This is a genomic window from Nocardioides sp., from assembly GCF_041913365.1.
Classification (GTDB): Bacteria; Actinomycetota; Actinomycetes; order Propionibacteriales; family Nocardioidaceae; genus Nocardioides.
The window spans coordinates 689970-701448 of the sequence record NZ_JAYSFM010000002.1; the positions used below are offsets into that span (position 1 = coordinate 689970).

12 protein-coding genes are annotated in these 11479 nt (G+C 73.0%); 8 read left to right on the forward strand and 4 right to left on the reverse strand.

Features of this window, described 5'->3' with window-relative positions; translation table 11 throughout:
- Window positions 1-22 precede the first annotated feature (22 nt).
- Window positions 23-829 (reverse strand): DUF6597 domain-containing transcriptional factor, encoded by an 807-nt coding sequence (locus ACE3QY_RS08265; RefSeq protein ID WP_374455532.1) that lies wholly within the window; start codon window positions 827-829, stop codon window positions 23-25.
- 111 nt (window positions 830-940) lie between these two features.
- Here ACE3QY_RS08265 and ACE3QY_RS08270 point away from each other — a divergent pair, with 111 nt between their 5' ends.
- Complete coding sequence (locus ACE3QY_RS08270; RefSeq protein WP_374455533.1) at window positions 941-1321, forward strand: VOC family protein; 381 nt, start codon at window positions 941-943, stop codon at window positions 1319-1321.
- A 9-nt stretch (window positions 1322-1330) separates the two neighbouring features.
- Here ACE3QY_RS08270 and ACE3QY_RS08275 read toward each other — a convergent pair whose 3' ends face one another.
- Window positions 1331-2317 carry an alpha/beta fold hydrolase gene (locus ACE3QY_RS08275; RefSeq protein WP_374455534.1) on the reverse strand — a complete coding sequence of 329 codons (987 nt, stop codon included), beginning with the start codon at window positions 2315-2317 and terminating at the stop codon, window positions 1331-1333.
- Between the two features lie 178 nt (window positions 2318-2495).
- Here ACE3QY_RS08275 and ACE3QY_RS08280 point away from each other — a divergent pair, with 178 nt between their 5' ends.
- From ACE3QY_RS08280 to ACE3QY_RS08310, 7 genes are all read left to right on the forward strand, one after another.
- Window positions 2496-3668: a PucR family transcriptional regulator gene (locus tag ACE3QY_RS08280; protein ID WP_374455535.1), complete on the forward strand. Its 1173-nt coding sequence runs from the start codon at window positions 2496-2498 to the stop codon at window positions 3666-3668.
- A 79-nt stretch (window positions 3669-3747) separates the two neighbouring features.
- Entirely contained in the window at window positions 3748-4932 is a 1185-nt protein-coding gene (locus tag ACE3QY_RS08285) for an acyltransferase domain-containing protein (RefSeq protein ID WP_374455536.1), read from the forward strand.
- Complete coding sequence (locus ACE3QY_RS08290) at window positions 4932-5945, forward strand: beta-ketoacyl-ACP synthase III (RefSeq protein ID WP_374455537.1); 1014 nt, start codon at window positions 4932-4934, stop codon at window positions 5943-5945. Before ACE3QY_RS08285 ends, ACE3QY_RS08290 begins: the two co-directional genes overlap by 1 nt.
- Before the next feature lie 69 nt (window positions 5946-6014).
- Complete coding sequence (locus ACE3QY_RS08295; protein WP_129456799.1) at window positions 6015-6260, forward strand: acyl carrier protein; 246 nt, start codon at window positions 6015-6017, stop codon at window positions 6258-6260.
- A gap of 91 nt (window positions 6261-6351) precedes the next feature.
- A complete protein-coding gene (gene fabF / locus ACE3QY_RS08300; protein WP_374455538.1) occupies window positions 6352-7602 on the forward strand; it encodes a beta-ketoacyl-ACP synthase II in 1251 nt (416 codons plus the stop codon).
- 43 nt (window positions 7603-7645) lie between these two features.
- Window positions 7646-9076, forward strand: a complete 1431-nt coding sequence (locus ACE3QY_RS08305; protein WP_374455539.1) for an acyl-CoA carboxylase subunit beta — start codon at window positions 7646-7648, stop codon at window positions 9074-9076.
- A 67-nt stretch (window positions 9077-9143) separates the two neighbouring features.
- The gene (locus ACE3QY_RS08310; RefSeq protein ID WP_374455540.1) at window positions 9144-9599 is read left to right on the forward strand and encodes a hypothetical protein; all 456 of its coding nucleotides are present in this window, start codon (window positions 9144-9146) and stop codon (window positions 9597-9599) included.
- A gap of 25 nt (window positions 9600-9624) precedes the next feature.
- Here the strand turns inward: ACE3QY_RS08310 and ACE3QY_RS08315 are convergent, their stop codons facing one another.
- Together ACE3QY_RS08315 and ACE3QY_RS08320 are read right to left on the reverse strand one after the other, a co-directional pair.
- Window positions 9625-10152, reverse strand: a complete 528-nt coding sequence (locus ACE3QY_RS08315) for a DUF3145 domain-containing protein (RefSeq protein ID WP_374455541.1) — start codon at window positions 10150-10152, stop codon at window positions 9625-9627.
- A 162-nt stretch (window positions 10153-10314) separates the two neighbouring features.
- A complete protein-coding gene (locus tag ACE3QY_RS08320; RefSeq protein ID WP_374455542.1) occupies window positions 10315-11331 on the reverse strand; it encodes a tetratricopeptide repeat protein in 1017 nt (338 codons plus the stop codon).
- Window positions 11332-11479 lie beyond the last annotated feature (148 nt).

The window sequence follows — 11479 nt, forward strand, 5'->3', positions numbered from 1 at the left end:
GTCGCCGGCTCCACCTGGTGGGTCACGCTTCTCGCGCGTAAGCGGCGGGAGGGTGGCCCACCAGCTGCGTGAAGGCCCGGATCAGGTGGGACTGGTCCGCGTAGCCCAGGCGCGCGGCGAGGTCCGCCCAGTCCACGACCTCGTCGCCGTGGGCCGCTGAGGTGACGTCGAGCAGCCGGAAGCGCTGCACCACCCACTTCGGCCCGATGCCCACGTGGGAGTGGAAGCGGCGCTGGAGGGTGCGGAGGCTGACGCCCGCCAGGTCCGCCAGCTGCTCGGCCCGCACCAGCGTGGTGTCGGCCTCCGCGCGCTCGACCAGCGCGGCGAGCTCGGGCACCAGCGGGTCGTCCTCGGGTCCGAGCCCGCGGAGCCACCTCGCGAGCACGGCCGCACCCTCCTCGGGGCGCTCGTGGGCCAGCACCTCCTCGGCCACGGGGCGGTCGTCGACCCCGAGCACGTCGGCGGCCGGCACCTCGCGCCCCTCCAGCGCCCCGACGTCTCCGCGCAGGAACGGCCGGAAGCCCGCCGGCCGGAAGCCGGCCGCGACCGTGTGCCCCCGGCCCTCGAGCCGGCGGCGGAACATCCGTGGGTGCACGCCGTGCACCAGCAGCCGCGGCCGTCCCTCGACCAGCTCCGCGCTCACGTGCACGACCGGTCGTGGCACGACCTCCTGCACGTGCGGTGCGGGCGCGTCCCAACGCACCCACCAGAAGTAGTCGACGAGCCCGGCCAGGTCGGCGTCCGGCTCGCCCCGGCCGATGTCGATGCGGTGCCCCGCGCTGCTGGGACGCATGATCGCCGCCTGCACGCGGCCCGACCGGGAGGGCACCACGCCAGCCTAGGACCGTCCTCCGACAGCCCTGTCGCCTTTGTCCAATCCCCGCGCTCGGGCCCGCGGAAGACTTGGTGCCACCGATCGACGAGCACGAGGAGACGAGAAGTGGCCCAGCAGACAGCCCGGATCGCGATGGTGACGCTCGACTGCGCGGAGGTCGCGCCGTCAGCAGAGTTCTGGTCGGCCCTCCTGGGGTGGGACGTCGCCGCCAGCACCGAGGACTACGCGATGCTCACCGGCCCGGACGGCTCCCCCGCCCTCGGCCTCGGCCGCGTGCCCGACCACCAGCCGCCCTCGTGGCCCGACGAGGGCGGGCGCAAGCAGTTCCACCTCGACCTCGCCGTCGACGACATCGACGCGATGGCCGAGCGCGCGGTGGGTCTCGGTGCGCGGCTCGCGGACCCGCAGCCCGGCGAGACGTGGCGCGTGCTGATCGACCCGGCCGGCCACCCGTTCTGCCTGACGGACGCCGCCAGCTGGGGCTAGGAGCTGGGGCTAGGCGCCTGCGGCTCGGCGTACGGCGTGGAGCGGGGCCACCGGTGCGTCGCCCGCGCCGCCGTAGGCCGGCACCAGCGGCGCACCCTCCTCGAGGAGGTCGCGCCAGCGGTCGCGGTCGTAGCGGCTGGGCTCGGTCGAGCGGATGAAGTCCCGCACGATCTTCACGAAACGCTCGGGGTGGTCCTTGTGCGGGAAGTGTCCCGCGTTGGGGACGACCTCCACGCGCGCCGTCGGCGCCAGCGCGCGGGCGTTGCTGGCGTGGTCGACGGGGATGACGAGGTCGTCGGCACCCCACACCACGCACATCGGCATCGCCTCGGTCAGGTAGGCGCGGTCTGCCATGGTCACGATCTGGCCGCGCCAGTCCACGACCGCACGCACCACGTGGCGGATGGCGGCGCGGGTGTCGGGGTCCTTGAACGAGTCGTAGATCGCGGCGACCTCGTCGAGGTCGCGCAGCTGGGTGACCCCGCTGGCCGCGAGCACCCGCATGGAGGCGGTGGCGAGGTGGCGCAGGCCCGGCAGCGAGAGCACACCCATCAGCTGCTGGAAGCCCGGCGTCGTGATCGCCCGGATCGCCGGGGTGACCTCGGGGCCGAGCCCACCGGAGCCGACGAGGATCAGCCGCTCGGTCCGCTCGGGGTACTGGTAGGCGAACTGCATCGCCACGCCGCCGCCGAAGCTGTGGCCCACCACGGTCGCCGAGTCGATGCCCAGGAGCGTGAGCAGGTCGCGCATGCCGTTGGCGTAGCCGCCGACGCTGTAGTCCGCGCGCGGCTTGTCCGAGGCGCCGTGGCCGAGCAGGTCCGGTGCGATCACCGTGTGGGTGCGGGCCAGGGAGTCAATGACCGGGTTCCAGGTGGTGTGGTCGCAGCCGAGTCCGTGCAGCAGGAGGACGACGGGCCCGGACCCCTTCCTGACGTACGCGCGACGGTGTCCGTGCACGGTGACGTACTGCAGGTGCGGGTTGCTGCGACGGGGCACTCGTACTCCTACCTGTGAGGACCGATCCCGGATTCAACCAGACGCATCCCCGGTCCGACCCGCGCGGCGGGCGGCGATGCGAAGTCGTGACCTCGGGCGGCTGCCGCGGGGCGCCGGAAGGGTCGCGAGCGGCTTCGTGGGAATCCCACTACGGGCCGCACCGCACTACAGTCGCCCCATGCCCCCCTCCCGCCGTCGCGCCGCCGCGGCGCTCCGCAGCTCGACGGGGGCCCTCAGCACCGCCGCCACGGGCCGGATGTCGAGCGACCTCCCGTGGTTCGACGACCTGAGCGCCGAGGACCGCTCCTGGGTCGGGCTGATCGTCCAGGCCGGCATCAGGGGCTTCGTCGACTGGTACGACGTCGAGGTCGAGGCCTCCGCCCACGACCCGCTCGACGTCGTCGTGTTCGGCGCCGCGCCGCGCGAGCTGACCGGCGTGATTTCGCTGCAGCAGACGGTCGAGCTGGTCCGGCTGAGCATCCGCGTGGTCGAGACCAACATCGACGCGTTGCTGCACCCCGAGGACGTCGGCGAGGTGCACCAAGCCGTGCTGCGCTACGCCCGCGAGGTCGCGTTCGCCACCGCAGCGGTCTACGCCCGCGCCGCGGAGTCCCGGGGCGCCTGGGACGCGCGGCTCGAGGCGCTGGTCGTCGACGCCGTCGTCCGCGCCGAGACCGACGAGTCGGTGCTGTCCCGCGCGAGCGCGCTCGGCTGGGGCGCGCACGGCGACGTCGCCGTGGTGCTGGGCTCCGTGCCCCCGCACCGCGCGGAGATCGACGTCTTCGAGTCCGTACGCCGCTCGGCGCGCACCGCCGACATGGACGCGCTGTGCGCCACGCAGGGCGACCGGCTGGTCGTCGTGCTCGGCGGCGTGGACGACCCGCTGAAGGCGGCCACCCGGTTGCTCGACCACTTCGGCGAGGGACCGGTGGTCGTCGGACCGGTCACCGCCGACCTCGCCCACGCGAACGCCTCGGCGCGCGCAGCGCTCTCCGCGCACCGGGCCGCGAGCGGCTGGCCCGACGCGCCCCGCCCCGTCGCCAGTCGCGACCTGCTGCCCGAGCGGGCGCTCGCCGGCGACGGCCACGCCCGCCGCCACCTCGTCGACGACGTCTACCTCCCGCTCGTGGCGGCACGGGGCACGTTGCTGGAGACGCTGGGCGCCTGGTTCGAGCACGGCTCGTCGATCGAGGGGACGGCCCGAGCGCTCTTCGTCCACCCCAACACCGTGCGCTACCGGCTGCGCCAGATCACCGATGTCACCGGCTGGTCACCCACCCGTCCCCGGGAGGCCTTCACCCTGCAGCTCGCGCTGATCCTAGGGCGTCAGTCCGGCCGGACGGAATTGTAGGAACCCTACAAGGATCTGGGGGTCAGTTTCGTCGGCGTCGGACCCGCGGCCGGGGCCAGCGGTTCGGCACAGTGGACTCGTGCTCGTCATCGTCGCCCCCGGTCAAGGGGCCCAGACCCCCGGATTCCTCGCCCCCTGGCTGGAGGATCCCACCTTCGCCGCGCGGTTCGACTGGCTGGCCACCGTGGCCGGCATCGACCTCGCCCACTACGGCACCGAGGCCGACGCGGACACCATCCGCGACACCAAGATCGCCCAGCCGCTGCTGGTCGCGACCGGCCTGATCGCAGCCCTCGACCTCTTCCCCCACCCCGCCGACGCGTTCTCCCGCATCGGCGCCGTGGCGGGCCACAGCGTGGGTGAGCTCACCGCCGCGGCCGGCGCCCGCGCCATCACCGCCGAGCAGGCGATGGTGCTGGTGCGCGAGCGCGGCAACGCGATGGCCGACGCGGCCGCCGTCACCGCCACCGGCATGACCGCCGTCCTCGGCGGTGACCGCGACGAGGTGCTGGCCACGATCGAGCGCCACGGCCTCACCGCGGCCAACGACAACGGCCCCGGCCAGGTGGTCGCCGCGGGCACGATGGAGCAGCTCGCCGCGTTCGCCGAGGAGCCCCCGGAGAAGGCGCGGATCATGCCGCTCAGCGTCGCGGGCGCCTTCCACACCACGCACATGGCCCCGGCGGTCGACCGGCTGGCCGCGCTGGCCCGCTCGGTGTCGACCCACGACCCGCGCACCCCGGTCATCTCCAACCGCGACGGCCAGGTCGTCCACGACGGCCGCGACGTGCTGCGCCGCATCGTCGGCCAGATCGCCAACCCGGTCCGCTGGGACCTCTGCATGGAGACGATGAGCGACCTCGGCGTCACGGGCATCCTCGAGATGCCTCCCGCCGGCACCCTGACCGGCATCGCCAAGCGCGCCCTGAAGGGCGTGGAGACCTTCGCCCTCAAGACGCCCGACCAGCTCGACGCCGCCCGCGAGTTCTGCGACAAGCACGGCGAGGCCTCGATGATCGAGACCACCCCGACCTGGCGGATGATCGTGTCGCCGGCCAAGGGCACCTTCCACCTCTCCCCCGAGGCCGCCGAGCTCGACGTCCTCCCACCGGGTGCCGAGATCGGCGCCGTGGCCAGCCTGCGCGACCGCACACGGGTCAGCGCCCCGCACGGCGGCTCGGTCGTGGAGTGGCTCGTCGAGGACGGCGACCTGGTGTCCCCGGGCCAGCCGCTGCTCCGCCTGCACCCCGAGGCGAGCCACTGATGGCCCCCATCACCGGGGCCGCCGGCTCGGCCCAGGCCCGCATCCTCGGGATCGGCGCCTACCGACCGTCCCGCATCGTGCCCAACTCCGAGGTCGTCGAGGCGATCGACTCCAGCGACGAATGGATCCAGCAGCGCTCCGGCATCCGGACGCGGCGGTTCGCCACACCGGAGGAGACCGTGCAGATGATGAGCGTCGCAGCGTCGCGGGAGGCGATCGAACGCGCGGGCATCAGCCCCGCGCAGATCGACTGCGTCGTCGTGGCCACGGTCAGCCACCTGCTGCAGACGCCCGCGATCGCCCCCGCCATCGCCCACGAGCTCGGCACCGACCACGCTGCCGCCTTCGACATCTCCGCCGCGTGCGCCGGCTTCTGCCACGGCGTCGCCCTCGGGGCCGACATGGTGCGCGCCGGCAGCGCCGGCCACGTGCTGGTGATCGGCGTCGAGCGGCTCTCCGACATCACCGACATGCGCGACCGCGGCACCGCGTTCATCTTCGCCGACGGCGCCGGTGCGGCCGTGATCGGCCCGAGCGACACCCCCGGCATCGGCCCGGTCGTGTGGGGCTCCGACGGCGAGCAGTACGACCTCATCCGGCAGCGCGAGGACTGGCGCGACGTCGTCGGCGACGACGACAAGCCCGGCAGCGGCCTGATGCCCCACCTGACCATGCAGGGCAACCCCGTCTTCCGGTGGGCGTCGTTCACCATGGCCAAGGTCGCCCAGCAGGCGCTCGACGCCGCCGGGGTCAGCGCCGACGACCTCGACGTCTTCGTCCCCCACCAGGCCAACATGCGCATCATCGACGCGATGGCACGCTCCATGAAGCTGCCCGAGCACGTCCGGATCGGCCGCGACATCGCCGACCAGGGCAACACCTCCGCCGCCTCGATCCCGCTCGCGCTCGACCGGATGATGCTCGAGGGCGACGCGCGCAGCGGCGACACCGCCCTGCTCATCGCCTTCGGCGCCGGCCTCGCCTACGCCGCGCAGGTCGTCACGGTGCCCTGAGCGGCACCCCACCGGTTCCCACCCGAGTTCTGACCCAAGCACCACCACCACACAAGAAGGGAAGGCCCCATGGCCACCACCGAAGAAATCCGCGCCGACCTCGCCGACATCGTCAACGAGGTGGCCGGCGTCGACGCCGACGACGTCCAGCTGGACAAGTCCTTCGTGGACGACCTCGACGTCGACTCGCTCTCCATGGTCGAGGTCGTCGTGGCCGCCGAGGAGAAGTTCGGCGTGACCATCCCGGACGACGAGGTCAAGAACCTCAAGACCGTGGGTGACGCCGTCGCCTACATCGAGCGCGCCCAGGGCTGAGCCCTCCCCCGACGTCACGGGCGGCCGGCCAGCCTCGGCCGCTCGTGACCACGGACCCCACACCACCGCACCGAGAAACGGAAACCCACAGATGCCCTCGACCCGCGTAGTCGTCACCGGCCTCGGCACCACCTCCCCCGTCGGCGGGGACGTCGCCTCCACCTGGCAGGCCATGCTCGCCGGCACGTCCGGCATCGCCCGCCTCACCGACGAGTGGGTCGAGGACCTTCCGGTGAAGATCGGCGGACGCGTGGCCGTGGAGCCCTCCGAGGTGCTCGACCGGGTCAAGGCACGCCGGCTCGACCGGTCCAGCCAGTTCGCGATGGTGGCGGCCGACCAGGCCTGGGCCGACGCCGGCCTCGAGGGTGCCGACATCGAGGCCGAGCGCCTCGGCGTCGCCCTCGCCTCCGGCATCGGCGGCGTCACCACGCTGCTGGCCAACTACGACACCCTCCTCGAGAAGGGCGCCCGCCGGGTCTCCCCGCTCGCCGTGCCGATGCTGATGCCCAACGCGCCCGCCGCCAACGTGAGCCTCAAGTACGGCGCCCGCGCTGCTGTGCACGCGCCCACGTCCGCCTGCGCGTCGGGCAACGAGGCGATCGCGATGGCCCTCGACCTGATCCGCCTCGGCCGCGCCGACATCGTCATCGCCGGCGGCACCGAGGCCGCCATCCACCCGCTCCCGATGGCCGCCTTCGCCAACATGATGGCGCTGTCCAAGACCGGCAGCGAGGAGGGCGGCGACCCCACCACGGTCTCCCGCCCCTGGGACAGTGGCCGCGACGGCTTCGTCCTCGGCGAGGGCGGTGCCGTGCTGATCCTGGAGTCGGAGGAGCACGCACGCGCCCGCGGTGCCACGGTGTACGCCGAGGTGCGCGGCGCCGGCATCAGCAACGACGCCCACGACATCGCGCAGCCCGACCCCGAGGGCCGCGGCGGCACGCGCGCGATCAAGATGGCGCTCCGCGAGGGCGACGTCGACCCGGCCACCGTGGTCCACGTCAACGCCCACGCGACCTCCACGCCCAAGGGCGACATCGCCGAGGGCCTGATGCTGCACGCCGTCCTGGGCGAGCACGTCGACCGCTGCGTGGTCACGAGCACCAAGTCGATGACCGGCCACCTGCTCGGCGGAGCCGGTGCCCTCGAGGCGGTCGCCACGGTCATGGCGCTGCGCGACCGGGTCAGTCCGCCGACGATCAACCTCGACGACAAGGACCCCGAGGTCGACCTCGACATCCCCACCTCGAAGCGCGACCTGCCCGAGGGGGACATCGTGGCCCTCAACAACTCCTTCGGCTTCGGCGGCGCCAACGTCGCCGTCGCCTTCGGCAGCGTCTGATCCGCACCCGCCCCCGGGCAACCCATCGGAAGGACTCCCCACTGTGACTGCCACCGCCGCCAAGCCCGCCAAGCTGCCCCGCGAGGAGGACCCGCGCAACCCGGTCCACCGCCTCACCGCACTGCTCGACGAGGGCACCCTCGAGCTCATCACCCCCGACGACGACTCGGGCATGCTCGCGGCGGTCGGCCGGGTGGACGGCACTCAGGTGGTCGCCTTCTGCAGCGACGCCACCGTGATGGGCGGCGCGATGGGCGACGTCGGCTGCCGGGTGGTCGTCGACGCCTACCACCGCGCCCTCACCGACGGTGTGCCGATCATCGGCCTGTGGCACTCCGGCGGCGCCCGACTGGCCGAGGGCGTGCTGTCCCTCCACGCCGTGGGCCGCATCTTCCAGGTGATGACCCAGGCCTCCGGCGTGATCCCGCAGATCTCGGTCGTGCTCGGTCCCGCCGCCGGCGGCGCCGCCTACGGCCCCGCCCTCACCGACGTCGTCATCCTCGGCCCCGAGGGCCGCATCTTCGTGACCGGCCCCGACGTGGTCCGCTCCGTGACCGGCGAGGACGTCGACATGCTGCGCCTCGGCGGCCCCGAGCCCCACGGCCGCCGGTCCGGCGTGGTCCACATCCTCACCGACTCCGAGCGCGAGGCGCTCGACAAGGCCCGCACCGTCGCGTCGCTGCTCGGGGCCCAGGGCAGTCTGGCCGCCGACACGGTCGAGGACCGCGACCTCGACGCGCTGCTGCCGGAGTCCAAGAAGCGCGCCTACGACGTGCACCCGCTCGTCGAGGGCCTGCTCGACGAGGGCACCATGCAGGAGATCCACGCCCGTTGGGCACCCAACATCGTCACCGCGCTGGGTCGCTTCGGCGGCCGGACGGTCGGCGTGGTGGCCAACAACCCGCTGCGCCTGGGCGGCTGCCTGGACTCCCTGTCCGCGGAGAAGGCCTCCCGCTTCGTGCGCATGTGCGACGCCTTCGGCGTCCCGCTCGTCGTGATCGTCGACGTCCCGGGCTACCTCCCCGGCGTGGGCCAGGAGTGGGACGGTGTCGTACGCCGCGGCGCCAAGCTGCTGCACGCGTTCGGCGAGTGTGTGGTCCCCCGGGTCACCCTGGTGACCCGCAAGACCTACGGCGGCGCCTACATCGCGATGAACGCACGCTCCCTGGGTGCGACCCGGGTCCTGGCCTGGCCGGGCGCCGAGGTGGCCGTCATGGGTGCCGTGGCCGCCATCCGCATCCTGCACCGCCGCAAGCTCGCCGAGGTCTCCCCCGAGATCCGGCCGCAGGTCGAGGCCGAGCTGGCCGCCGAGCACGAGCGCATCGCCGGAGGCGTCGACAAGGCGGTCGAGATCGGTGTCGTCGACGAGGTCGTCGAGCCGAGTCGCACGCGCAGCGCGATCGCCGCGGCGATGCGCCACGAGATCGACACCGTCGGCGTGCGCCGCGGGCACCACGGCAACATCCCGCTCTGACCCCGTTCCCGGGCGTAACGCACGTCACAGGCCGTCGTTGGACCTCTGAACCCCTCGGAGGTGTCCCATGTCGAGCCTGCTCGCAGCCGCCGTCCTCAGCGCGGCGAGCGTCCTGCCACTGCCGCTGCCCGTGCCACTGCCCGTGCCGCTGACGCCCGGTCAGCCGGCCCCGCAGGAGCAGCCGCAGTCGCAGCCGGTCCAGGTCACGGGCGTCCTCGACGCGCCGGACGGCCGACTCAAGCGCGGGTGCAAGGACTACCACTACAGCTACGCAGTCGAGACGCCCACCAGCGACTGGACCTTCGACATCACCATGCAGGACCGCGCGGGCAAGGGCGTCAACGCGCAGTCGCTGATCGGGCCCAACGACCTCACGTCGGGCGTCCTGGACTTCCGGCTCTGCCGCTGGGCGACGAAGCCGGGGATCTTCACGCTCAAGGGCCAGCTCGTGTCGTACGACGGCACGGAGGAGACCTCGGTGACGGTCACCGAGTCCTTCCGGCTGCGCAAGCGCAACCCCTGACGGCCTGGCTGGGCCTGCCGGTCGCTCAGACGACCTGGTGCAGCCAGCGGACCGGCGCGCCCTCTCCCGCGTGCCGGAAGGTCTCCAGCTCGTCGTCCCACGGCTTGCCCAGCAGGTTGTCGATCTCGAGCAGCAGCGTCGTGTCGCCGAGGGCGGCCTTCACGACGGCGGCCTTGAGCCGGTCCTCGGGGATCAGGATGTCTCCGTGCGGTCCGGTGATGGCGTGGAAGATGCCCAGGTCCGGCGTGCACGAGAACCGGGTCCCCTCGGAGGAGCTGGTCGGCTCCTCGGTGATCTCGAAGCGCAGGTGGTTCCACCCGCGCAGCGCGGAGGCCACCGCGGCAGCCGTGCCGGCGACACCGGTCCATGACAGCTCGGCGCGGTAGGAGCCCGGCTGGGCAGGCTGCGGCGTCCAGTCGAGCGAGACGGCAGCTCCGAGCACCCCGCCGACCGCCCACTCGATGTGCGGGCAGAGTGCGGAGGGCGCAGAGTGCACGTAGAGGATGCCCCTCGTCGCCGGACCGTCCGGACGGGAAGCAATGCGTGTGGTCACCGTGACCTCCTTGAGTTCCGACGCTCCAGATGCGCCTTCCCCAGCGTTCTGTCGTCAGTGCTCAACGAGAGTCGAGTGACACGTATGTGATTAGTGGCTCCATTGTGGCCCATGAGGCGCACGAATGCCAGCACACCGGGCCGACCGGGTGCCGAGCGCCCCTCAGGCCTGGCGGCGCTCCAGCAGGTCGGCGCGCTCCGCGGCGTCGGTGAGCTCCTCGGAGTCGATGGCGTGCGTGCGGTGGAACCACGCCAGCGCGTCGGACTCGCGCCCGGCGGCCTCGAGGGTGTCGGCGTACGCGTAGCGCAGGCGCACCACCCAGGCAGCCCGGCTCTTGGAGGTCAACGGCGCCAGCTCGAGGGTGCGCAGCGCGGCGTCGAGCTGACCCATGTCACGACGGGCACCCGCCTCCACCAGGGTCATCTCCGCCTTGGCCTCCGAGCTGAAGTTCGCCACCGAGGGGCTCTTGGCCAGCTTGATCGCCTGCTCGGGGTTGCCGAGCGCGCGGTGGCAGTCGGCCATGATCGGCAGGTAGTCGGTGGCGCCGTTCATCCGCTTGGCGGCGCGCAGCTCGGCCAGGGCCTCGGCGTAGTGGCCGGCGGCGTACGCCGACTCCCCCGCCGCCTCGCGGACCACGGCGATGCGCGACGCCCGGGCACGAGCCGCCAACGCGTGCTGGTAGGCCAGCTCGGGGTTCTCGTCGATGAACACGCCGGCCGCGGCGAGGTGCCGGGCGACGCGGGCGGCGAGCTTCTCCGGCAGGCCCTTGAGCTGCGCCCGGACCCCGCGATCGAGCTCGGCACCGGTGATGTTCTCCGGCAGGTCGGGACCGTCGTACGCCGCCTGCTCCGCGGTGCGGGCCTTCTCCTCGGCGCGGGGGCGGAACGCCTTCTGCGCCGAGCTCGAGGGCCGCTTGCCACCGGGCTTGCCCTGGTAGCCGCCACCCTTGCCACGAGGCTTGTCGTCCCGGGGCCCACGCCCGCGCGAGTCGCCGGCGGAGCCGCGACCGCCGCGGGAGTCACCACCACGGGAGTCACCGCTGCGCCCGCCGGAGCCACCACGGGAGGAGGACCCACCCCGGCCGCCGGCCGAGCCGCCTCGTCCGGCGCTCGATCCACCTCGCGACGGACGCTGTCCTCGACGGTCCTCGGCCACAGCCGCACTTCCCTTCTCACGCATGCTCGACACAACGGCCCCCGTACCCGGGCAACCGTACTCACTCGGGCCACCAAATGGCGCAGAGGCCACCAGGATGCCTGGTGGCCTCTGCCAAATGTATGTCCGGCGGCGTCCTACTCTCCCACAACCTCTCGGTTGCAGTACCATC

Coding starts and splice junctions, on each gene's coding strand:
- ACE3QY_RS08310 (WP_374455540.1), top strand. CDS start 9,144: ATGTCGAGCCTGCTCGCAGCCGCCGTCCTCAGCGCGGCGAGCGTCCTG.
- ACE3QY_RS08290 (WP_374455537.1), top strand. CDS start 4,932: ATGGCCCCCATCACCGGGGCCGCCGGCTCGGCCCAGGCCCGCATCCTC.
- ACE3QY_RS08280 (WP_374455535.1), top strand. CDS start 2,496: ATGCCCCCCTCCCGCCGTCGCGCCGCCGCGGCGCTCCGCAGCTCGACG.
- ACE3QY_RS08320 (WP_374455542.1), bottom strand. CDS start 11,331: ATGCGTGAGAAGGGAAGTGCGGCTGTGGCCGAGGACCGTCGAGGACAG.
- ACE3QY_RS08295 (WP_129456799.1), top strand. CDS start 6,015: ATGGCCACCACCGAAGAAATCCGCGCCGACCTCGCCGACATCGTCAAC.
- fabF (WP_374455538.1), top strand. CDS start 6,352: ATGCCCTCGACCCGCGTAGTCGTCACCGGCCTCGGCACCACCTCCCCC.